19 protein-coding genes are annotated in these 22,331 nt (G+C 45.8%); 6 read left to right on the top strand and 13 right to left on the bottom strand.

Annotated features, from left to right (window positions below):
- Positions 1-32 precede the first annotated feature (32 nt).
- Both L5M51_RS17710 and L5M51_RS17705 read right to left on the bottom strand, forming a co-directional pair.
- On the bottom strand, positions 33-1,205 hold the full coding sequence (locus L5M51_RS17710) for a glycosyltransferase family 4 protein (RefSeq protein WP_263173931.1): 1,173 nt from the start codon (positions 1,203-1,205) through the stop codon (positions 33-35).
- 357 nt (positions 1,206-1,562) lie between these two features.
- Positions 1,563-2,633, bottom strand: coding sequence for a glycosyltransferase (locus L5M51_RS17705; RefSeq protein ID WP_263173930.1), 1,071 nt, complete (start codon positions 2,631-2,633; stop codon positions 1,563-1,565).
- 282 nt (positions 2,634-2,915) lie between these two features.
- Here L5M51_RS17705 and coaD point away from each other — a divergent pair, with 282 nt between their 5' ends.
- Entirely contained in the window at positions 2,916-3,407 is a 492-nt protein-coding gene (coaD, locus tag L5M51_RS17700; protein ID WP_105250747.1) for a pantetheine-phosphate adenylyltransferase, read from the top strand.
- Positions 3,408-3,497: 90 nt separating this feature from the next.
- Complete coding sequence (locus tag L5M51_RS17695) at positions 3,498-4,973, top strand: capsule assembly Wzi family protein (RefSeq protein WP_131524422.1); 1,476 nt, start codon at positions 3,498-3,500, stop codon at positions 4,971-4,973.
- A 72-nt stretch (positions 4,974-5,045) separates the two neighbouring features.
- Here the strand turns inward: L5M51_RS17695 and mutM are convergent, their stop codons facing one another.
- The 8 genes from mutM to L5M51_RS17655 form a co-directional block, all read right to left on the bottom strand.
- Positions 5,046-5,861 (bottom strand): bifunctional DNA-formamidopyrimidine glycosylase/DNA-(apurinic or apyrimidinic site) lyase, encoded by an 816-nt coding sequence (gene mutM / locus L5M51_RS17690; RefSeq protein ID WP_011787487.1) that lies wholly within the window; start codon positions 5,859-5,861, stop codon positions 5,046-5,048.
- A gap of 35 nt (positions 5,862-5,896) precedes the next feature.
- Positions 5,897-6,352: a hypothetical protein gene (locus tag L5M51_RS17685; RefSeq protein WP_263173928.1), complete on the bottom strand. Its 456-nt coding sequence runs from the start codon at positions 6,350-6,352 to the stop codon at positions 5,897-5,899.
- A gap of 90 nt (positions 6,353-6,442) precedes the next feature.
- Complete coding sequence (gene moaA, locus L5M51_RS17680; protein WP_263173926.1) at positions 6,443-7,426, bottom strand: GTP 3',8-cyclase MoaA; 984 nt, start codon at positions 7,424-7,426, stop codon at positions 6,443-6,445.
- A 17-nt stretch (positions 7,427-7,443) separates the two neighbouring features.
- Positions 7,444-9,255 carry a bifunctional molybdopterin-guanine dinucleotide biosynthesis adaptor protein MobB/molybdopterin molybdotransferase MoeA gene (locus L5M51_RS17675; RefSeq protein ID WP_263173925.1) on the bottom strand — a complete coding sequence of 604 codons (1,812 nt, stop codon included), beginning with the start codon at positions 9,253-9,255 and terminating at the stop codon, positions 7,444-7,446.
- Between the two features lie 36 nt (positions 9,256-9,291).
- Positions 9,292-9,882 carry a molybdenum cofactor guanylyltransferase MobA gene (mobA, locus tag L5M51_RS17670; protein WP_263173924.1) on the bottom strand — a complete coding sequence of 197 codons (591 nt, stop codon included), beginning with the start codon at positions 9,880-9,882 and terminating at the stop codon, positions 9,292-9,294.
- On the bottom strand, positions 9,866-10,576 hold the full coding sequence (locus L5M51_RS17665) for an ATP-binding cassette domain-containing protein (protein ID WP_113940168.1): 711 nt from the start codon (positions 10,574-10,576) through the stop codon (positions 9,866-9,868). The genes mobA and L5M51_RS17665 overlap by 17 nt, the downstream gene beginning before the upstream one ends.
- Positions 10,577-10,579: 3 nt before the next feature.
- On the bottom strand, positions 10,580-11,287 hold the full coding sequence (locus L5M51_RS17660; RefSeq protein WP_105250740.1) for an ABC transporter permease: 708 nt from the start codon (positions 11,285-11,287) through the stop codon (positions 10,580-10,582).
- On the bottom strand, positions 11,284-12,108 hold the full coding sequence (locus tag L5M51_RS17655; RefSeq protein ID WP_105250739.1) for a substrate-binding domain-containing protein: 825 nt from the start codon (positions 12,106-12,108) through the stop codon (positions 11,284-11,286). Before L5M51_RS17655 ends, L5M51_RS17660 begins: the two co-directional genes overlap by 4 nt.
- A gap of 284 nt (positions 12,109-12,392) precedes the next feature.
- Between L5M51_RS17655 and L5M51_RS17650 the strand changes: the two genes are divergently transcribed.
- Both L5M51_RS17650 and L5M51_RS17645 read left to right on the top strand, forming a co-directional pair.
- Positions 12,393-13,775, top strand: a complete 1,383-nt coding sequence (locus tag L5M51_RS17650) for a sigma-54-dependent transcriptional regulator (protein ID WP_105250738.1) — start codon at positions 12,393-12,395, stop codon at positions 13,773-13,775.
- A gap of 1 nt (position 13,776) precedes the next feature.
- On the top strand, positions 13,777-15,930 hold the full coding sequence (locus L5M51_RS17645) for a cache domain-containing protein (protein WP_105250737.1): 2,154 nt from the start codon (positions 13,777-13,779) through the stop codon (positions 15,928-15,930).
- Between the two features lie 338 nt (positions 15,931-16,268).
- Here L5M51_RS17645 and L5M51_RS17640 read toward each other — a convergent pair whose 3' ends face one another.
- Complete coding sequence (locus tag L5M51_RS17640; protein ID WP_263173923.1) at positions 16,269-16,727, bottom strand: GNAT family N-acetyltransferase; 459 nt, start codon at positions 16,725-16,727, stop codon at positions 16,269-16,271.
- A 100-nt stretch (positions 16,728-16,827) separates the two neighbouring features.
- Positions 16,828-17,487, bottom strand: a complete 660-nt coding sequence (locus tag L5M51_RS17635) for a 7-cyano-7-deazaguanine/7-aminomethyl-7-deazaguanine transporter (protein ID WP_105250735.1) — start codon at positions 17,485-17,487, stop codon at positions 16,828-16,830.
- A 205-nt stretch (positions 17,488-17,692) separates the two neighbouring features.
- Here L5M51_RS17635 and L5M51_RS17630 point away from each other — a divergent pair, with 205 nt between their 5' ends.
- A complete protein-coding gene (locus tag L5M51_RS17630; RefSeq protein ID WP_263173921.1) occupies positions 17,693-18,442 on the top strand; it encodes a substrate-binding periplasmic protein in 750 nt (249 codons plus the stop codon).
- A gap of 21 nt (positions 18,443-18,463) precedes the next feature.
- Here the strand turns inward: L5M51_RS17630 and L5M51_RS17625 are convergent, their stop codons facing one another.
- Entirely contained in the window at positions 18,464-19,822 is a 1,359-nt protein-coding gene (locus tag L5M51_RS17625) for an isochorismate synthase MenF (protein WP_105250733.1), read from the bottom strand.
- Positions 19,823-20,242: 420 nt separating this feature from the next.
- On the opposite strand from L5M51_RS17625, the gene L5M51_RS17620 reads away from it, so the two are divergent.
- The gene (locus tag L5M51_RS17620) at positions 20,243-22,330 is read left to right on the top strand and encodes a TonB-dependent receptor plug domain-containing protein (protein ID WP_263173919.1); all 2,088 of its coding nucleotides are present in this window, start codon (positions 20,243-20,245) and stop codon (positions 22,328-22,330) included.
- Position 22,331: the final 1 nt, after the last annotated feature.

Raw genomic sequence — 22,331 nt, 5'->3', positions numbered from 1 at the left:
ATGGGCCGATATTTCAATATCGGCCCATTTTGTTAGCCTTGCAGTTTCATTTCTTCAACCAGTTTAAAGATGATTTCTTGCATATTTTTCTGGAAATCTTCAATACTGTGGTTGGCTTTGATGTAGTTAACTGCCTTAACCGCGAGTTCTTGTCTTAGTTGTTCGTTTTCCATCAGATGGCGTATACCATTGATAAATAAATCGACTTTATCAAAACCATCTCCGAGCACTGTACCTGTAAATACGCCAAATTGACTCGTCAGCTCGTCGGGGTCACGGCAACTGACGAGAAGGGTGCCATAAGATAACGCTTCTAAGAAAGAAATAGGTAGAGCTTCGTGAATTGAAGTGTTGACTAAAATTTTAGCATCTTTGATTAGCTGGTTTTTTCGATCGCCTTCTACATGCCCTACAAAATGTAGGTTGGGAATATTTAGGTAGTCATTCATGATGGACTGATTTTTCTTTGACTGCCTAAATGACTGACCTAGCATGAAAAATTCATATTCAGGCATCAGTTTAGCTATCTCGCAAAATAACCAACCACGTTTGACTGACTCAATTCGTCCCAGAAAGATAATGTGATTTTTCTTCGGGTGTGCTTCTACATCGAAATTATGATCGATCTCGATAGGATTGGGTAAATATTTGATTTCTGTTTTATCATCGAGATTGTAGAGATCTCTGGCTTTACGATCTAAAAAGCGTGCCTGAGAAATAAATGAGACTTTCCCTGCCGCCCAAAGGTCATGAACAAACTGATAAATATTACTGTCCCAATAACTTTTCTCAGGGAAAAGTTTTACGGTATTAATTTCATCCCATTCATAATCAGGTCTTGGATCTTGAACCCAAAATAGGAGTTTTTTATCAATATTGGGGATGGTTTTTAGAATGCGATATGAGTGGGTTGTCATTTCTATTGACAGAAATATATCGTAATTCTTCTTTTTCAGAAACCTAATATTAAGGAAATCCATAAACTTAGCAGCTAAGCGATAAACTTTAATACCATCGATCATATAACGACGAGGTATTAATCTTTGTTTGCTGCAGTCTTTCTTAATGAGCACTTCTACTTCAATATTTTCGTTGGGTAAGTGTTTGGCGATTAAGTGGCGTGCTAGAAAACCGTATCCACCATACACTGTGCCTGTACCACCAAAGTACTCATCAACTAATAAAGCCACTTTAAGCTTACTCATTACTACCCCAAAAAATCATTTATTGCTAATTCTACTTAGGCAGAATTATTTGATGGGAAGTATTTTGATATTTTTCAAATAGACTATCAATGAATTTATTTATTCATAAATACAGAATGGTTAACCTTATAATAAACTGTTTTATCGATGTTCAATAATAGTAATTATACAGGCTAAATGTATTGTATTTCTGTGTGTTATCACTCTTTGTTTGATGCATTTGTTAATGCATTGTTTTTTCTGGGGCTAATTCAAATGAGCCGTCATACTGTATCAGAGTGTAACGGGTGTTGGAGGTTAAGTAGAAACTCTACTTATATTCAATAGAGTTTCTACTTTTTACCGTATTAAAGATATTTATTCGGCTAAGTTCAAATATTGCTTTGCAATATTTTGACTATCTACGGCTTTAAGAATAGCAAGGTCTTCAAGCGATGGAGGCGATGCCAGACATTCCAGAGCCTTTTGTGCCAACAATGCAGGTTGGCGAACGGGGACCAAATATTTAGCTAAATGTCCGGTAAGGATTTCATTCGGGCCGTGAGGGCAGTCAGTGCTTACGACGGGGGTGCCACAGGCCAATGACTCAATGACTACCGTTGGCAAGCCTTCAAAATCTGAGCTCAGTAGCATTAATTCTGCGTTGGCAATCCAAGCATAGGGATTATGTTGAAAACCGGGTGTGATAATTCGGTGCTCAACACCGTATTTTTTGGCTAATTTACGCGCTTTATTTGGTCGATTACAGAGAAGCACGAGTTTAGGTGCTGTCGGCATATGCCTCAATGCTTTGAAGAGAATGTCATGGCGCTTTTGACGAGTGACTCTACCCACATGGATCATATAAGGCTCATTGGGAATTTCGGCGATGACTTCTTGAGTCTTAATTTTTATTTCTTCTAAGCGAAAAGGGTTGTAGATGGTTTGCACGCTCTGGGGTTTTAACCAAGAAGTGGCTCTGAGTTCGTCGGCAATACCATTTGAGACTGTGATGATTTTTTTGCCGATCAGGGCCTTGGCTTTTTTCCATCTGCGCCAGAAGTGTACTGGACCGCGTTTTAACTCCATCAATAACTCTTGTTTTAACGCACAATGACAGAAGTAGTAGCAAGGATCAAAATGACAGCCGGAAACAACAACATCGCAGTCAGTTGAATTACTGAGAAAGAGTGAAAACTTGCCCGTTTTTTCGGCGGCGCTCACTTTAGCTTTGAGTTGTTGTATCTGCTCCTGTAGCGAAGGTTTTTGACCCGCTTCAAACAGATAATGAATGGTCACATTTTGCGGAGGTATAAAATCGCCTTCCTTGTGAAACACAAACAAATGCACATCTTGTCCTGCTTCCTGTAACACTTCTGCCTGCGACAAGGCGACTTTCACTGTGCCGTTGGAGAAAAAGTTATGGCAAAAAATCGCGATTTTCTTCATATATGCTCTTCTGCGTGTCTTCAAACGTCGTTTTTAAACCTAACACTGCTCAGTATATATCGTTAAATAGGGGAGCAACATTGTATGTGGTCGGTTTTAATTTCGTGCAACATTATACCTGTTCGTGCCTTTACATGGGCTTAATCAATAGCGTTCTTGCTTATTTTTAAGCTTTTTATCGGTATTTAAAGCCGTTTTTGCTGCGATTATTCACTCGCTTGGCTAAAACGAGTAGACTGGCGAGCAATGATTTTTGGCATCCATGTGAGTTGAGTCAGCAAAGTGCATACAAGAGCAATTTACCCAGGGACATTTGATCCTATCACCAATGGTCATGCCGACTTGATTGAGCGTGCGGCTAAACTGTTTAAACATGTGGTGATTGGCATTGCGGCTAATCCTTCCAAGCAGCCTAGATTCACCCTTGAAGAGCGAGTTGAATTGGTCAATCGGGTGACTGCTCATTTGGATAATGTCGAGGTGGTGGGGTTTTCGGGGTTGCTAGTGGATTTTGCCAAGGAGCAAAAGGCCAGTGTACTTGTGCGTGGGTTACGCGCGGTATCCGACTTTGAATATGAATTCCAATTAGCAAATATGAATCGCAGATTGAGCCCTGATCTGGAAAGCGTATTTTTAACGCCTGCTGAGGAGAACTCATTTATCTCTTCAACCTTAGTAAAGGAAGTCGCTTTGCATGGTGGCGATGTGAGCCAGTTTGTTCACCCTGAAGTAACGGCTGCATTGGCGGCCAAGCTTAAGTTGGTTAAACCTTAGATTTTACCTGCGAACTAGATAGTTTTTACGTAGGAGTTTTGTGTTAACTTTGAGGCATTGTTGCCTTGTGATGATACTTAAAAGGATGTTATGAAGGCTTTTTTTTCCCCCACGATCCTTGCTACTAGCATTGCCTCTGGCCTATTTTTTTCTTCAATGCTTGCTGCTGCACCTTGGGTCGATGCCTCTGATATATATCTTAGAGCTGACATTCAAGCGCTGGCTGATGCGGGTGTGATCACTGTGCCAGTGAATACTTATCCATTGATGTGGTCAGGTATTGGTGGTGATTTAGCGAAAATTGAGCCTGAGCTGCTTTCTCCCTCTTTAGTACAAGCCTTTGCACGGGTTAATTTTTATTATCAAAATGCTGTCGATAATCGTGGTAATGCACGGATAAAAGTATCGGCAGCATCTGATCCTGCTCGCTTTCAACATTATGGTTCTGACTATCGCGAGAAAGGTGAAGTGCTGGGCTCCTACGAGTATTTAGGATCGCGTGTTGCTTATAAGGCGACTGTGGCAGAAACCTATGATCCGCAAGATAATAAAAACTTCCGCCTTGATGAGTCTTATTTTGCCATCATTTTTGGCAATTGGATCGCAACCTTAGGCGCGGTTGAGCAGTGGTGGGGACCGGGGTTTGACTCGGCTCTACATCGTTCTAATAATGCCCGCCCTATGTCATCGTTAACCTTGAGCCGTAACAATGCCGCGGCTTTTGAAACACCTTGGTTATCTTGGATTGGCCCTTGGACCTTTAAAACCGGATTTAGCTTAACTGAAGTGGATCGTGCTGTGCCTAAGACGGCTGAGTGGGATATGCGCTTAAGTGCAAGACCGATTAAACAGTTAGAAGTGGGATTGTCTTGGTCGACCTTATTTTGTGGTGAGGGCCAAGATTGTAACTTTGACTCTTGGTGGGATTCGGTTGCGAGTAATACTGTTTGTATCGATGGTACAAATGATTGTGCGCCCAATGAGCGCCGCGATGCAGGTCATAGAACTCAAAGTATTGATATGCGTTATGCCGATACTTTGCAGGATATCCCCGTTGGATTATATCTCGAACATAGTTGTGAAAATGGTAGTGACTGCGGCTCACTTTGGGGTATTGATACCCATTTTGGCACATCGGGTAAGCAGTTTAAGTTGTTCATGGAATATTCGGACACCTATGTAAAATGCGATGGTGATAGTGCCAATTGTTTCTATGAGGATCCTGTCTATCTGAGTGGTGCTCGCTACTATGGTCGTGCTTTGGGTTCTACCTATGATAGTGATGCACAAGTGTTTGTGGTTGGATTAGTTGGCCAGTTTAATAACAGCCGTGGTTTTACCTCGTTGCTGCGTTATGCGAAGCTGAATAAAGATGGCTCCAATGTGGCAAACACTTGGGCGCCACAACCGCCAAAAGAAGATTTATTGATGCTGGAGCTTTCTTACCGTATGCCAGTGTGGAAAGGCATGTGGAGCTTAGGTGGAACAGTATCGAGATCGGAGTTTGAAGTTCAAGAAAATGATACCAATGCCACGCTATTTAGCAGTTTTGAGTATCGTTTTTGACAGCTGTAATTGATTAAATAACGAAAAATGCCAAGCACTTGCTTGGCATTTTGGCTTATAAATAACGCAATATTAGCGTGTTTGGCAAATGCCACAAAATACTGTGGTGCGTTGGCCTAAACGGATTTCACTCAGCAAGTTACCGCAGCTTGTGCAGGTTTCACCGCCGCGACCATAGACATGCAGTTTTTGGGCGAAGTAGCCGGGCTTGCCATCGGCATTGGTAAAGTCTTTCAGCGTAGTGCCGCCTTGTTTAATGGCGTGGGCTAAGATTTGCTTCACTTCGGCAACTAAAACGGTCAAACGCTCGATATCGATTTTACCTGCTTCGGCCTCTGGATGAATACCTGCGGCAAACAGGGCTTCATTGGCGTAAATATTGCCTACACCCACTACGATATGATTATCCATCAGGCAGAGTTTGATCGCTTTTTTCTTGCCTGTTAAAGCTGCTGCTAATTGTTTGACATTAAAAGCATTAGTCAGTGGCTCTGGCCCCAGTTTGGCGAGTAATGGATGCGCTTCTTCTGGGAGTTCACACCATAGCCAAGCACCGAATCGTCTCGGATCGTTAAAACGTAAAATGCGGCCGTTGGCGAGCACTAAGTCGATATGGTCATGCTTTTCCACTGGCGTGTCGTGGGGCAAAATCCGTAAACTCCCTGACATACCCAAATGCACTATGCTGGTGCCCGCGTCAGTGTCGATTAATAGATACTTAGCACGGCGTCGCACTTGGCGTATAACTTGACCGATAATCTGTTTGGCTATGTCAGGCACAGGCCAGCGCAACGAGCCATTGCGGATCACAAGATCTATTACGGTTTGCTCGACAAGGTAGGGGGCAATACCCTGACGGGTGACTTCAACTTCTGGTAATTCCGGCATGGATTCTTTCTTATCTTAAGTAAAATTGGGTGACATTAAGTTGCGGGTTTCGCATCGAGGATCGGTTGCAGTTTAGCTCTTAAACTCGGTGGTACTAAATACCAATTACCTGCGGGAGACTTTAAGGCGCCTTCATTGGGAAAATAGATCCACAGTTGAGCATCGCGGATATCTGCAATCTGGATGACTAATTCTTGTGGATTATCTGTGGTTTCTGGCGCGGCGGTTAAGGGGGATACCCGTATGGTTTGCCACGCCTTTGCCCATTCATCACAGTTGAGGACTTTAGTGTCGCACTCCCATTGTGATGTTTGCTTGTGCAGCCATAACCCATCGAGTTGCAGCTGTGAAAGCGGCGCATTATCGTCAAATAGCAGCTGAGCATCACTCGGAACATTATTGGTCTTGTTATCCATAAAAGTCAGCACGGCGACCATAAAGGCGCAGGCGACTATGATGACGTTATTCCATTGCTTACGAGTTAATGCCATAGAAATGTGTGACGCTAAGTATGGGGTGATGCTTCGAGTTTATCACGGCCAAATTGAGATGCTAGCCCTTAAGCGATGGAGTGGTGATGCTTAACCGCCTGTGGCGTTCATAAAGCGTAGGATGTGTACCTGATTATTGCCAAAGTCGTGCTGCTTAGGCTTGAGATTAATTCCCGCGAGAATAGCGACTTTTAATCTTTCAATATCAGCCGGAAATTCCCTGACTATGCTTTTGAGATCAACGGCATGTTCATTGCCTAAACACAGCAGTAATTGGCCTTCGACTGTGACGCGCACGCGATTACATTCGTGGCAGAAGTTGTGACTGTGGGGCGAGATAAAGCCGATATGGATTGGGCTGTCGGCCATAGTGTAATAACGTGCTGGGCCGCCGGTACGTTTGTTGGAAAGCTGTAGCGGATAGTGACTATTGATGATGGCTTTTACTTCATCGCTGCTGCAATGACGGGCGCGTTTCCTCTCATCCATTTCGCCAAGTGGCATTTCTTCGATAAAGGCGATGTCTAAGTTACGGCCACGGCAGAAATCAACTAAATCAATAACTTCATTATCGTTCTGCTGTTTTAAAATCACCGCATTAATCTTGATACGTTCAAATCCCGCCGCAATAGCCGCATCAATACCATCTATGACTCTGTCTAATTTGCCGTTACGCGTTAGCTGAGTAAACAGTGTGGGGTTTAAGGTATCTAGGCTGATATTGAGGCGCTTTAATCCTGCATCAAACATGGGTTTAGCGAATTTTGTCAGCCTTGAACCATTAGTGGTCATGGATAAATCCGTCAGCCCAGGCAGTTTACCAAGCAGACCCACTAGCTGGTCGCAATCAGTGCGAACTAAGGGCTCACCGCCAGTCAGGCGAATTTTAGTCACACCAAGCTCAGTAAAGGCTTGGGCAATCCAAGCTAATTCTTCGAGGTGGAGTACGTGGTCCTTTGGCAGAAAACAGGGATCTTCCGTCATGCAATAAACACAGCGAAAGTCGCAGCGGTCGGTGACCGAGAGCCGTAAATATTCGACCTTACGGCCAAAGGAATCCACAATTAGACTCATAAAAAACTCACTGGATCCTAAAGCAGATCCGCAAAGGGTTGAATAAATACAGTTTCACCTGCATTCACGGCTTCTGCACCATCCCCTATGATGATGAGGCAATTCCCTTTAACCATTGAACTTAACATCCCAGAACCTTGGTTGCCCGTACTACTCACGTGTAGGCGTCCATCTTTACCAAGCTGATAAATCCCGCGAATAAATTCGGTGCGGCCTTGACGGCTTCGTAGAGTTTCATCACTTATTGCAGGGAATAGCTGCGCTTGCCAGTTCACTTCACCTGCTAATTTTCGTAAAGCGGGCTGCACAAATTGCAGGAAAGTGACCATTACCGCCACAGGGTTGCCAGGTAGCCCGAAGAATAAGCTATCTCCGATTTTACCAAAGGCGAGTGGCCGACCCGGACGCATGTTAATGCGCCAGAAATCAATTTTGCCGAGGCGGGCCAGTACGGTTTTAATGTAGTCCGCATCGCCGACAGACACACCACCAGAGCTAATGACGATATCGGCAAGGTTGGCGGCTTTAGCGAGAGTTGCTTCAAGGGCGGCTTCAGAATCTTCGATAATGCCTAAATCGATAACGTCACAACCGAGACGTTTTGCCATCGCTTTGATGGTAAAGCGGTTTGAGTCATAAATGCAGTTAGCTTTGAGTACTTCACCGGGCTGGCTCACTTCATCGCCGGTGGAGAATACTGCAACAGTTGGTCGGCGATATACACTCAGATGATTGAGTCCAAGTGAGGCCAGTAAACCTTGTTCTGCGGCGCTTAGGCGAGTGGCTTTTGCAAGTGCGACTTGGCCTTGAGCAATATCTTCTCCAGCGAGGCGAACGTGTTGGCCAGAAAGAATGCGGCCTTCAAAGCTAACAATGCCATCGACTTCCTTGGCAAGCTCTCGGGGCTGCACTGTATCGGCACCCGCAGGCACTGTTGCGCCCGTCATGATACGCACGGTTTCGCCGACTTTAAGCGTGCCCGAATATTGATGACCGGCAAGAACCTCTCCCACCAATTTTAAGGTGGTAGGCATGGGGTCTTGATAGACAAAGGCGTAGCCATCCATCGCCGAATTGGTTTGTTGTGGCACGTTGACGGGAGAAATGCTGTCGCTGGCCAGTATGCGGTTATCTAAGGCGTCTAACTCGATGTCTTCAATCTCTGCCACGGGTGAAACATGGGATAAAATTTGCGCTAAACCTTGGCTGACGCTGAGGTTTTTATTGTCGCCTATGGCGCAGGAATCCACGGCCGAAATGGGGTATTGGAGTGGCGCTTCCCAGTTTTGGGCGTACTCCATCACAAAATCGGCAATCTGGCTGACATTGTTGAGATCGAGACGGCGCAGCTCATTCGGGAGTGCGTCGTTTGGCAACTGAGTGTCATCGCAACAGGCGATGGCGAGGATATTCTCATCTTGGGTGTAGATAAAAGGTTTGCCGTGGGCGGCGCGGTGCAATTCAATTTTAGGTAATGCGAGCTTTTTAAAGCCTTCGACGAGGACAATATCGACTTTGTCGGCTTCGATTTGCTTGAGTAAATGGACTAACTCAGGATCGCCATCGCGCGCATCTTCTGTCATCAGCGCCCAGCGTACATGGGAGGCGACCAGCATTTGTCGTGCGCCCGCTTTACGCATTTCGTAACTGTCTTTGCCGGGAATATCTACGTCGAAATTATGGTGGGCATGCTTGATTACGGCTAAGCGCAGGCCACGTTGATTTAATTCGGGGATCAATTGCTTGAGTAAGGTGGTTTTCCCCGTGCCACTGTAGGCACAAAATCCGAGAACGGGAATAGCGAGCGGATTGACGAAGGGGTTACTCATTTGCACCTCTAATTTGGGTTATTGGAGCCTTTTTAGCTATTGGATGATTTCTATCGCTAGTCGTTGTTTTTGTTCTGGCGTATTCACATTCACAAAAGCATTGGGCTGGTCGGCGAATGACGCTACGACGAAGTGATGTTTGATATACCAAAAGTCCACTTTACGCTCACCCGCCTCAAGAAATGCTTTCATCGAGTCACGTAAGCTAGGTTTTAAGAGTAAAACAACGGGTTGTTCATACTCACCGTCACTGGCAACAGCAATCTCGGCCTTTTCTGCTTCAATTGCTGCCAACATACGCGGAACAAGGTCGAGTGGCAGGAGTGGGCAGTCGCAGGGCACTACCAATAAGTAGTCTGCATCTGTTTGGCCCATAGCGGTGATCATACCCGCTAAAGGTCCGAGGAAACCACTATGCTCGTCACTTATCACCTTAAAACCGAACTCAGCATAACGTGTTTGGTTACGATTTGCGTTGATCAGGATCTCCTTAACCTGAGGTTTTATTCTATCTATTGTGTGCTTAATCATGGCTTCGCCGTTTAATTCGACGAGACCTTTATCGTCGCCACCCATGCGACGGGCCATGCCACCGGCGAGAATAACGGCATCAATTTGCGATGACATACAAAGGCTCCTGTGCTGGCAAAGATTCAGGCTGTTGATAAGAGGTCATCACGCGCTCACCTTCTATGTGCCACTGTTGTTCACAGATGGCGGTTAACGCGCAATTCTGATGGCTACTCAGTAACATTCCTGTGCCTTCGTGTTTGAGTTGTTGGATCATTTTCAATACTAGCTCTTGGGAATCCTTGTCCATATTGGAGGTGGGTTCATCGAGCATTAATAGTTTAGGTTGTAGGATCCAAGCGCGCGCAATCGCGAGGCGCTGTCTTTCGCCGCCAGAGAGATTACTGGCCCTTGCCTGCAGCAGCGACCCTAGCTGCGCCATCTCAATCGCTTGAGTAATCCGCTGTTTCGCTTTGGCTTTTGTTTCTGAGCTGAAATTCAACCCATAGGTGAGATTATATTCCACTGTGCCGTCGAACAAATAAGGATGTTGGTGCAGATAAACGGCCTTACCTAACAATGGATTGCGTCGCCACCAAGCATTTTTGGCAAAGCCGACAGCCTCAATATGGCCTTTGGTTGGTGGCATTAAGCCCGCCAGAATTTTCATCAAGGTTGATTTGCCTGTGCCATTGTCGCCTTGCAGATAAATCACATCTCCTTGGCAGAGCGATAATACGTCGGCTTTGAATAACAGGCGCGCGCCAAAGGACATTTCTACGTCACGGGCGATCAGTTTGACCTTAGTCATTGCTTAGTGGCTCCTTGGCATGGCTTTGCCGCGTAAACTACCTAAGGCAAAGTTGAGGATCAAGGCCAAGATTAGCAGTACTAGCCCGAGGGCGATAGCTTGGGCGAAGTCACCTTTGCTGGTTTCAAGTGCGATTGCGGTAGGAATATTACGGGTCACGTTTAAAATATTGCCGCCGACCATCATAGAGCAGCCGACTTCGGTCAGAATGCGACTAAAGGCCGCGACAATCGCCAGCAGTAAGGGCATGCGCAGTTCTCGGCATACTGTCCACACTGCACGGCACCAAGAGGCACCTAAGGTGCGTGAGGTTTCCCAAGCTCTGCGATCTACGCTAGTGAATGCGGCTTGGCTCATTGCAATTAGCACGGGGGCACAGATGAACATTTGCCCGAGAATCATGCCTTCTTGGGTAAATAACCATTTTAGATCGCCCAGAGGACCGTTGCGTGTTAGCAGTAAATACACGAGTAGACCGATAACCACTGTAGGGATTGATTGCAGAGTTTGAACTAAGTTAGTGACTATCCATTTGCCGCGAAATGGCGCAAACGCCAACACAAAGCCGAGCACCATGGAAGGAACAAGCGTGATCAGCAGTGCCGCGAAAGAAACCGAAAACGAGATCGAAATGATGGACCAAACGTCAGGGTCTAAAGAAAACAGCAGGCTTAACGCCTGCTGTAATAGTGCTAGCCAGCCGTCGTTCATTCGCTATAAGTTGCCTTGAACAATTGCTCGCCTTCAACTTTGAAGTTGTTGATCATGCTTTGACCTTCTTTGCTGATCAACCAGTCGCTGAATGCTTTAGCGCCTTTGTGGTTCAGATCTGGGTATTTAGCAGGGTTGATGAGAATGACTTGGTATGGGTTGGCTAAGGTTTTGCCACCATCGAAATCAACGGCAAGATCGAGTTTAGTTTTATAAGCCACGAAAGTACCACGGTCAGACAGAGTGTAACCTTGCATTTCGTTTGCCATCAGCAGGGTTTTACCCATGCCTTGACCGACTGAAGTATAACCTTTGAAGTTAGGAGTAACATTTGCCGCTTTCCATACTTCTAACTCTTTGATGTGAGTGCCTGAGTTGTCACCACGAGAGATAAAAGGTACGCCTGATTTTGCCATTTTAACGAAGGCTTCTTCGGCCGTTTTGCTGTCACGGATTTTTGCTGGGTCGTTTTTAGGGCCAAGTACTACGAAATCATTTTCCATAATGCCACGGGGCTCAACACCAAAACCATCGGCTACGAATTTAGCTTCGGCGCTAGGCGCGTGAGTCATGACTAAATCCACATCACCTTGCTCACCTAGTTTCAGGGCTTTACCTGTACCTGTGGCGATGACTTGAACCTTGTAGCCTGATTCACTTTCGAACTTAGGTAACAGTTCTTTCAATAGGCCTGAGTTTTCTGTGCTGGTGGTGGTGGCTAACTTGATAATTTCAGTCGAGTGAGCGGGTAAAACAGTGAACATACTGGCTGCAACAACCAGTCCCAGTAATGACTTCATATGAGATTTCATGTTTAGCATGGGTACTCCTTGGCGGAAAATAGGATTCCAACTCAAATGCCTACTGAGTGGAAGGTCTCGTAAATTGTAATACGTTCGGTTGAAAGCAAGTTAGATGCCAAGCTGAGAATGCGGTCATTTTCTTCACAGCTTAACCTAATTTGTGAGCTTGATCCCAAGCTTAACAAATACTCTACAGACAAATTGTCTCAGGACAAACTTCTGATGGTTCATAGTGACCTATTCATCTATTTTCAGTGCTAGAATTGGTCGCAAATGAGTCAAAATGTCCAGAAGCAGACAATATGAGCCAGATAGATAATAACCTCAAGCCTCTTCCATCGGCAGTATCGGTACTGATTGTTGATGATGAACCTGGAATGCGGAGTTTTTTAAATAAGGCACTCTCGAAGAAATTTGCCTTAGTCGAAACGGCGGGCAGTATCGAAGATGCGGAGCAGCTGCGTAGCCGTTGCCATTTCGATTTGCTTATCGTCGACATTCGTCTGCCTGGTCGTTCGGGTATCGAATGGCATGAAGCGTTGGATGAGCAGGGGCGTCGTTCGGACATCATTTTTATGACCGGCTATGCTGACATGGAAGTCGCGATTACCGCGCTACGCGCGGGTGCTTCTGACTTCATCATGAAACCTTTCCATCTCGAACAGATGATGACTGCGGTCGATCGCTGTATCGAACGTCGCTTGCTTAAACGTGAAAACTTGATGCTGCGTCGTGAGGTTTCAATCGGTTATTCATCGACCATTATTGGCAGCAGTGAAGCCATGAAGTCGGTGAAACATATCATCGAACGTGTGGCGCCGACCAATGCCGTCGTCTTGATCCAAGGTGAGTCGGGCACGGGTAAGGAATTAGTCGCACGGCAATTGCATTTGCTTAGTGGACGTCAGGGACCTTTTGTCCCAGTTAACTGTGGCTCTATCGCCCCTGAACTGCTCGAAAGTGAATTGTTTGGCCATACCGCCGGTGCATTTACGGGTGCGAAAGGCAATCGTGAAGGTTTATTCAGTTTTGCCTCGGGCGGGACGATTTTTCTCGATGAAATTGGCGAAATGCCACTGAAAATGCAAACGGCTTTACTTCGAGTGTTAGAGCAAAAAGCGATTCGTCCTGTGGGCAGCGAGAAAGAAGTTAACATTGATGTGCGAGTGATCGCGGCCACTAACCGTACTCTGATTGATGAAGTGGATGCAGGGAATTTCCGTCGAGACTTATATTATCGGCTGAATGTGCTCGATATTTTAATCCCGCCATTACGTGATAGACCCGAAGATGTCGTGGAGTTAACCCATCATTTCACTCGCCAACTTGCCGCTGAATTAGGGGTAAGAGAAGTCGTATGGAGCCATGAAGATATGGTGAAACTACAGCAACACGAGTGGCCTGGTAACATTCGTGAACTGCGCAACATGATTGAGCGTTGTATTTTGCTGGGCAAACCGCCAGCGGAATATTGGAAGCAACAGCTGAAGAGTGAGTCTTTATCCACATCGGGTTATCCATTGGATTGGCCATTGAAAGACGTGGAAAAACACCATGTGACCAGTGTTGTGGACTTACATTCTGGCAATAAGTCTGCCGCGGCGAGGGATTTAGGCGTTTCGCGCAAGACCTTAGATCGCAAGTATAAAGAGTGGTTTGATTTTAGTGGCGAACAGGAGTCATAGGGTGTCATTCTTCACTCACTTTTTTGGTGTCAGTTGGCAGCAAATGCAGGCCAAGGTGCGCTATCGCATATTAATCCTGACGTTACTGCCCATTTTACTGACACTGGTGAGTTTAGTGTTTATCACTATTTACTGGAACATCAGTTACACAGGTAAGCAGCTGTTTATGAAGGTTAAAGCTGACTTATCTGTTGCCGAAAACACTTTGCAGCAAGTGCAAGTACGCCAAGAAAAACAACTTGAACGTGTGGTGACTTCTTGGACTTTTCAAAATGACTTTAGGCCACTTTTCAGTGGTAAAGAATTAAGTGGCGAAGTCAGCTACCGAGCCAGTATTGATGCTTTTCTCCTTGAACAGAAAAAACAGCTAAATCTCGATTATCTGCGTTTAGTCAGTGTTGCCGAAGCGGCCGCAGACCCAGATTTACGCCAAATCCTTCCTAAGTTAGATGGTTTATTACCTTACTCCGGCTTGATGGTGCTGCCGCCCGAGCGTTTAGCACGTATCGACCCCGAATTGGCTATCACTGCGAGCATTCCGATAGTTGCAACCTTGCGGGCGCAGAGCCCCGTTAAAACCGTTGAAGAACGTGGTTTATTGAGCCGTAGCCTATTGCCCGTCCCTGATATGGAAGGCAAAGTGGCTTGGTATCTCGATGGTGGGATCTTGTTTAATCGCGATACTCGAATTGTCGACCACATTCGTGATCTGGTATACGACAAAGGCACCTTGCCCGAGCGTTCCATCGGTACTGTGACCATCTTCTTAGATAACATCCGTATTTCCACCAACGTGCCGCTGCATTTTTATCCCACAGGCAATGAGACGCTGGGCCGCGCGCTTGGCAGTTTAGTATCGGAGGAAGTGAAAGACAAAGTGTTAACTCAAGGTGAGCAGTGGGTCGATCGCGCTTTCGTATTTAACGATTGGTTTATTTCCGCTTATGCCCCCTTGGAAGATGTTCGCGGCCAACGTGTCGGTATGATCTATACCGGCTTTTCTGAATCGCCATTTATCCATAATTATTTACTCAATATCATAGAGCTAGGCACGATTCTAATGTTAGTGCTGTTGGTCTCTGGCCTGCTGGTTTATCGCGGTGCTTATAGTTTATTGCAGCCAATTGAACGTATTCACCATGTTGTACAAGCTGTGCAGTCGGGGCGCAATATTCGTATCGGCGCCTTAGGATTAGATAGGGATAATGAGTTATCGAACTTAGCCGAGCAATTTGACAGTATGCTTGACTTGCTACAGCGTCGAAATGCCCAAATTCAAGCGGCGGCAGAACAGCTTGAAATGAAGGTTGAAGAGCGTACTCGCAGCCTGCAGGATAAAACCTTAGAGCTGCAACGTAACGTGGCGTTACTAAACGAAACGCGTCAACAGCTCGTCACTAACGAGAAGCTCACAGCTCTTGGCGAATTGACCGCAGGTATCGCCCATGAAATCAATAATCCGACGGCCGTTATCCTCGGCAATATGGAATTACTGCGCTACGAACTTGGTGATAATGCTGAAGTAGTAAAAGAAGAAATTGATCTAGTCATTCAACAGGTTGGGCGGATCAGCACTATCATCCGTAGCCTGTTACAATACAGCCGACCTGGCGAATTCAACGCACCACTAGAAATGCATCCGATGACTCCTATTATCGAAGAAATGTTGGTGTTGGTGCGACATTCGATTCAAAAACAAGAAGTCGTGCTGATCACTGAGTTGAACGCCAGTTGTCCAGTACAGGTTAATCGTCCGCAGTTGCTGCAAGTCTTGATTAATCTTGTAGTGAATGCGGCGCATGCGATGGACGGTAAAGGACGTATTTGGGTGCGAACCTATGACTGGGTGCAGCAGGATATGCCGATTGGCGTCAAAATCGAAGTGGAAGATGAAGGCTCAGGGATAGCGCCAGAGCAGCTTGGACGGATTTTCGACCCTTTTTATACCACACGTAAGGATGGCACTGGTTTAGGTCTTTCGCTCAGTTACGGCATTATCAAGCGGATTGGTGGCACGATAGAAGTGAGTTCAACTTTGGGTAAAGGGTCTTTATTTACCATAGGTTTGTATCATGAAGCGAAGGAAGATCAGCAAAATAATCCCTACGATGGCTTACACTTTGCGGGCAACTACAGCGATATGTCTGCAGATTAGTCTTATCCCGTTAGATAGGCAGTGTGTTGTATTTGGCTGATTAAGTTTGAATTAAAATATGTCGAGCGATTGCTGGCTTTGTATTATGTGGCTTTGCATTACTGATTTTTAGGCAAAAAAAAGCCGGATGATGAGTCCGGCCACAAAGAGTGTGTGTGAGCAATGTCGTGCTTGCAAACTCAGGAGCTCCATAACAACGTCGATTACCAGTCATCGTTGTTAAAGATGAGTTTTGGAACGCACGTTAACGATAATCATTCTCAATTGTGTTTGCAAGCTATTTATTGCAAAAAGTGCACATCTTTACAAATATCGTTTTGCTCTCATCCATTAACGATTTAGATCGACTTGCACAGATACAGTTTATGATCGACTAAGCTTTTAGGATCGGCTGTCAGTTCAGTAATTAAATATTGATTACAGATCAATAAATTAAGCATCGCAGGAAAACGATTCATCGTTTTCACCTGAATATGATTATAGCCATGGCGGCGTGCCCAAGTTTCTTGATATTCGAGTAGACTCTGCGCTAAGCCTAAACGTCTAAAGTCGGATGCAACGCCACCTAACCAGCTATAAAATATAGCCTCTTCTTGCTCATAACCCAGTTTAAACCCTGCCAATTCACCTTCTACATATGCGACTAAGATCAAACATGTCTTGCCCTGTAAGCGCTGGTCCAACACTTCGTTTGTGAGTGGGTGATCGAGCTCAGGGATTTGTTGGCTAAGTTCGATAAGCTGAGCGGCTAACTCGGGAGTCAAACTTGACTCTGCTTTAATTTCAATAGAATACATAGTTTACTCTCATAAAAAATCAGCCCCACTCGCGCGTTAACAGGAGCAGGGCTGAGCTATTAACTGGTTAAATTATAACAGGTCTGGCCAGTTGGGTTAGTTAGGAAATTGATTCTTGCGGATTGGCTCGCAAAATCTTGTCCTGTAAGACTTTTAGCAAAACACCGTATGCCGGTAGGAAAAGGCCTAAGCTCACGATTAGCTTAAAGCCGTAATCGACTGTAGCGATTTCGGGCCAATTGGCTGCCATAAAGCTATCGGAAGAGGCGTAAAAGGCGATACTGAAAAAGACTAAAGTATCGACCAGATTTCCGACTAAGGTTGAGGCGGCTGGGGCGACCCACCAAGAGCGACTGGCTCGAATACGGGCAAAAACCTTAATATCCATCAACTGACCAATCAAATAAGCCGCGAAGCTGGCAAAGGCAATTCGGAACACAAAGGTATTCCACTGTGCAAGTGAGTCAGCGCCTTGGAAGCTACCTTGATGGAACATCACTCCCATCACGTAGGAAATCATCAAAGCGGGGATCATAGCTTTGAGTATGATGCTGCGTGCGGCTTGTTGGCCAAAAATACGGACAGTGAGATCTGTGGCTAAGTACACGAACGGAAAGCTGAATGCCCCCCAAGTTGTGTGGTAGCCAAACAGTTGAAATGGCAATTGTACTAAGTAGTTGCTGACGCAAATAATCAGTATGTGAAATCCTACTAATAGGAATAAAGCGCGACGAAGCTGCGCTGTGGTTAACATTAACATATGTGGCCTTTTTAGTTGTGTAGGGCGGGGTGAGGGAACCCGCTAATATTCAATTTATTATGTTTACGACTTTATTGCCGGTGACAGCGTGCTGAAATCGGGTCGCCATTATAGTGGTCGAGTTTTAAGATGCAAGTCTGCTGTTTAAATGTGCACATAGAATGAAAACTCTTCTACACTTTGAATACGTCGAAGGAGGATAGCCATGAGACGATTTTTTGCTACTTTTTGCTTATTTTTAGCTGTGTTACCTGTATTACCTGTACCTGTTTCCGCCGCTCAGCCGATAGTGGTCAATGTCGCAACGTCAACTTGGGAGGGATTTGCCAATCGTGATAAAACGGGTTACTACTTCGAGTTACTTCAGAGGATTTTCCCTGAGCCAGAATGGCAACTCAATGTACAGTTTATGCCTTTTGCCCGCAGTTTATATCTTGTTGAGCACAATCGTACCGATATCACGCTCAGCGTTTACAAGGGTGATATTAAAAAGGGGCTATTAACAGAGAATATGGTTGAAGTGGACTCTATCGATGTGGCTGTTACTGCCGAGGTGGCAGCAGGCTGGACCGGTATTGAAAGCCTATCCCACAAGAAGGTTCAGGCCATGCTGGCCTACAGATACAATATGCTGACACCTGTGCCTATGTATTACGAAGAAAGTAGCGATATGTTGACTATGCTCAATAGCTTAAATGCTGGACGTATAGATGCCGTGCTAGATTACAAACCTAATTTGCTTACGTTTGTTCCTAAATTAAAGGCGCCACAAAATTTTGTGATTATTCAAGGTGTACTCAAGGCCGAAACCTATTTTGTTTTCGCTAACACCGAGAAAGGGCAGATGTTGAAACAACATTTTGACCTTGCACATAAGCGCTTAATCGATTCGGGTGAACAGGACAGGCTTTACCTTGAAACGATTGAAAAACGAAGGGCTGATGGCGCTGAATAGTCTTAATGTTTACTAGGCTTATTACATTTCGAATAAAATCGACATTATGGTTGCGAGTTTATTTTCAAGCTCTTGCCACTCAGCTTCAGGCTCAGAACCTGCAATAATTCCCGCCCCCGCAAATAGGTTAATCCGACCGGGTTCGATCAGCGCACTGCGGATCGCTACCGAAAACTCACTCTCATATTTATTGAAATAGCCGCAGGCACCGGCGTACCAACCGCGAATATAACCTTCACGTTGACGAATAAAGTTTAGCGCTGAATACCGCGGCAAGCCGCCAACTGCAGGAGTAGGATGCAGGGCTTGTAACAGTTGGAAATCATTCACGCCCGGTTTCAATTCGGCTCGAATTGCACGGTGTAAATGTTGAATATGGTTCAGCTTAAAAATAGTCGCTAATTCATCGGCGCCAACATAATTGCTCAGCGGCGTGAGCATATTCACTATGTGACTGCGAACAAGTTGGTTTTCAACGCTATTTTTGTTGTCTTCTAATAAAGCGTTCGCCAGCGCAATATCTTCTTCTTGATTGAGACCGCGTACCGTTGTACCAGCAAGTGCCTCGGTAAATAGCTCCTGTTGACGGCGGCGGAATAAACGCTCTGGTGAGCAAGAGATAAAAGTGCGATCTGGACTAAATTGAAAGCCAAACTGGAAACTATTGGGATTACGGCCCTGCCAGCAAGCTAGCACCATCCAAGGGTCGATAGGTTCGTTGACTTCAAGTTGCGTTAAGCGGGATAACACGACTTTTGGGGTATCTTGATTGAACTTAGGATCCACCACTTGCTCGACTAATGTCTTCCAACGTTCAAAATCAGGTTTGTCACTGCGCCCAAGTGGAACGATCTTTTTAGGTGGCGAGAGTGGCTTAGCAGGCATGACGGCTTCGATAGCGCCGATGGCCTTATCTATCTCGCTATGGTGATCATTATCAGCAAAATTAAGATTCACTAATAGGCTAAATTTGTTACCACTGCGTCTAAATTCAATGCGCGGCAGGATAAAGCGGCTATTACCGAACTCAGGCCAAGACTCTATAGTGCGATCGAAGGCAACACCGCCATAGTAGCGAATATTCTGATTCGTCGATAAGGCTCGCTGCTCTTGGTAGGCCATGGCCAGTTGCTGATCATTGATTCCGGTTTCAAATCTAAAGTCTTTGCACGCCCCTATCGCCGCGACTTCTTCGATTCTGTCGCGCCCATGCCAGTAGATCCTTGGGTATTGAGCCTGGGATGCCAGCCATGAAATTAAAGGCATAGCGACAGTGTTTAGTGACAACTGCACTATCGGTTCCGTCGGTGGAACTTGCTTTAATTGAATGAGTTTGTCGATGAGAGACTTAAGGTCTTCAGACAGGGCATGAACGGGCAAATAGAACTCCAAAGATAACGGATGAAGGCGAAAGCTGAAGGTCACTCTGTCAGCGTCAATAAATTCGACTCAGGTTAATGTCCTCTTTTACAAGCCATTTACCTGTAGTGATTTTAGTCTGTAAATAAGAATCTTTCGCTCAAATTAAAGGCCACGGTCGAGTGTGTCAAGATGTAAGGCCCTATCGTGTGACTTTCGCCATAGTCTCATTTTTCGCTGATAAAAAATGTGACTTGAGTGGGTCTTTTTGTCGGGCAAGTCACCCTCGGTGGACATTTTGTCTCTTAGTCGCTAAATGTACTTTCCCTTTGTCGTAATTAGTCGATCTAGGTTGGTTTTTAAACGTTTTTCGGTTGAGACAGAATAATCGCGGTCCACAATAGCTGGCACATCTTAAATTTTCTACGTGACAACAATAATATGATTACCACGAATACCCTCTTTAGAGTGTCATCTTTAGCCTTAGCTATTGGTCTTAGTTTTACTGTTCAAGCCGATGAAATCGCCCGTGATCCGCGACTCAATATCAATGAAGTGATCGTCGTGCATGGTGACGGCGGAGAAGCCAGTGAAATGGCGACGACCCATTGGAGCATTAGTGAAGAAGAGATCCGTGCAACCGGAGCGCAAAGTCTAGATCAAGTCTTAAAGAATGTGCCGGGTGTGTACATTCGTGTTGGTGGTGACGGAACACCAAGGGTTGATATTCGTGGTTTTAAAACTCGCCATGTGACTTTGTTGGTCAATGGTGTGCCTATGAGCAGCGCCGACGATGGTCAGTTCGACCCGAGTATCATTCCCACAAGCCAAATCGCCTCGGTAGAAGTGTCTGTCGGCCCGACATCTGTGCTTTACGGTCCAAGTGGTGCGGGCGGCGTGATCAACATTATTACTAAACAGGGCAGTACGGCGCCAGCACTGGCGGGGCGCCTCGAAGCCGGCAAAGACAATACATTTAATGGCGATATCAGCGCCGCAGGTTCGGGTGACGATTGGCAAGGTTTGGTCAGTGTCAGTCGGCAGCAAACCGATGGTTTCCCTATGTCCAATGACTTTGAGCCGACACAATACCAAGATGGTGAGCTGCGCGTTAACTCGGATAAAGAAGTCACTAACGTTTATGCCCAAGGCAGTTACTGGTTATCCGACAAGACCCAATTGATTGCCAATATGGCGCTGCGCAGTGGCGAATGGGGAAAACCTGCCCGTGACGGTACTGGGAGCGGCAAGTTGAAATTCGAACGTACCGATGACTATGACGCGCATACTTTCCAACTGGGGTTAGCGCATCAATTTGATGACACTTTCACCCTACGTGGCTTTGGCTATCACAATCAAAGCGATACCTTAGAAGCCTCCTATGCCGATGAAACCTATCAGGCTGTTACGCTGTCGCAAGATGGGCGCTCGGTTGTGCAAGGCGTCAATCTGCAGTTAATCACAGACTTGCATACCGCGGGTTTATTCACGACCTCAGTCATTGCCGAGAAACAAAGCTGGAAGTCAGTCGTCGATACTTATACGGCTAATACAGGCAGCAATAATGGTGGCACTACCGGTTCTGGCGGCGGAACAGGCACAGGTGGTGGAACAGGTACAGGTGGTGGAACAGGTACAGGTGGTGGAACAGGTACAGGTGGTGGAACAGGTACAGGTGGCGCCGAGAACTTAAATGATTCCGCTTGGCTATATACGGCCGCGGCTGAGTATCAGTATCAATCTGAGCTGCAGTACGGCTTTACCTTAGGTGGCGCTTATCATTCACTCGACACTGCAGATAGTACCGATGGCAACTATTCGGCCATGGCCTCCAGTTATTGGCAGGCGGCGCAGGATTCTCGTTTAAGTTTAAGTGTGGCACGTAAAGTGCGCTTCCCCTCTATGGTGAACTTGTATTCACAGCTATCTGGTAATCGTGATTTAGAAGCCGAAGAGTCTAAGCATGTGGAGCTGGGTTTAGAGCAGAATCTGCCGGCGAGTACCGATTTCTCCCTTTATGGTTATTACACGGATGCGAAAAATTACATCGCCAAAGATGTCGATGGTTTCTACCAAAATATGGGGCGTTATAAGTTCAAAGGGGTCGATTTCCAAATCAATAACCATGCGATCGAGCACTTAGATCTGAGCTTCTCCTATAGTTTTCTCGATTCAGAAGAGATAGACGGCGACGATACCTTAGATGCCTTGCAATATCGTCCACGTCACCAGTTACGTTGGCAGATGAGTTACGAGTTTCCCTTCGAGACTCAAGTTCACCTCAACGTGGAGCGTATTTTAGACCAAGTCTATGCGACGCAGGTGAAGGTTGGCGGTCAGACCCAATATCAACAGCAGTCGTTAGACAACTACACCTTAGTGGACGTAAATCTGGTACAGCCATTAATTCGTGACAAGTTAGATGTTTACCTACGTGCGACTAACTTGCTGGATGAAAACTACTACCAGAGTGAAGCTCTGCCACAGGCGGGACGACAGATCTTCATCGGTGTGAACTGGCAGATCTAAG

This window comes from Shewanella sp. SM73, assembly GCF_025653795.1.
In the GTDB taxonomy this organism is placed as follows: domain Bacteria; phylum Pseudomonadota; class Gammaproteobacteria; order Enterobacterales; family Shewanellaceae; genus Shewanella; species Shewanella oncorhynchi.
This window is presented reverse-complemented; position numbering and strand designations above follow the sequence as displayed.

Coding starts and splice junctions, on each gene's coding strand:
- L5M51_RS17710 (WP_263173931.1), bottom strand. CDS start 1,205: ATGAGTAAGCTTAAAGTGGCTTTATTAGTTGATGAGTACTTTGGTGGT.
- L5M51_RS17705 (WP_263173930.1), bottom strand. CDS start 2,633: ATGAAGAAAATCGCGATTTTTTGCCATAACTTTTTCTCCAACGGCACA.
- L5M51_RS17695 (WP_131524422.1), top strand. CDS start 3,498: ATGAAGGCTTTTTTTTCCCCCACGATCCTTGCTACTAGCATTGCCTCT.
- mutM (WP_011787487.1), bottom strand. CDS start 5,861: ATGCCGGAATTACCAGAAGTTGAAGTCACCCGTCAGGGTATTGCCCCC.
- L5M51_RS17685 (WP_263173928.1), bottom strand. CDS start 6,352: ATGGCATTAACTCGTAAGCAATGGAATAACGTCATCATAGTCGCCTGC.
- moaA (WP_263173926.1), bottom strand. CDS start 7,426: ATGAGTCTAATTGTGGATTCCTTTGGCCGTAAGGTCGAATATTTACGG.
- L5M51_RS17675 (WP_263173925.1), bottom strand. CDS start 9,255: ATGAGTAACCCCTTCGTCAATCCGCTCGCTATTCCCGTTCTCGGATTT.
- mobA (WP_263173924.1), bottom strand. CDS start 9,882: ATGTCATCGCAAATTGATGCCGTTATTCTCGCCGGTGGCATGGCCCGT.
- L5M51_RS17665 (WP_113940168.1), bottom strand. CDS start 10,576: ATGACTAAGGTCAAACTGATCGCCCGTGACGTAGAAATGTCCTTTGGC.
- L5M51_RS17660 (WP_105250740.1), bottom strand. CDS start 11,287: ATGAACGACGGCTGGCTAGCACTATTACAGCAGGCGTTAAGCCTGCTG.
- L5M51_RS17655 (WP_105250739.1), bottom strand. CDS start 12,108: ATGCTAAACATGAAATCTCATATGAAGTCATTACTGGGACTGGTTGTT.
- L5M51_RS17650 (WP_105250738.1), top strand. CDS start 12,393: ATGAGCCAGATAGATAATAACCTCAAGCCTCTTCCATCGGCAGTATCG.
- L5M51_RS17640 (WP_263173923.1), bottom strand. CDS start 16,727: ATGTATTCTATTGAAATTAAAGCAGAGTCAAGTTTGACTCCCGAGTTA.
- L5M51_RS17635 (WP_105250735.1), bottom strand. CDS start 17,487: ATGTTAATGTTAACCACAGCGCAGCTTCGTCGCGCTTTATTCCTATTA.
- L5M51_RS17630 (WP_263173921.1), top strand. CDS start 17,693: ATGAGACGATTTTTTGCTACTTTTTGCTTATTTTTAGCTGTGTTACCT.
- L5M51_RS17620 (WP_263173919.1), top strand. CDS start 20,243: ATGATTACCACGAATACCCTCTTTAGAGTGTCATCTTTAGCCTTAGCT.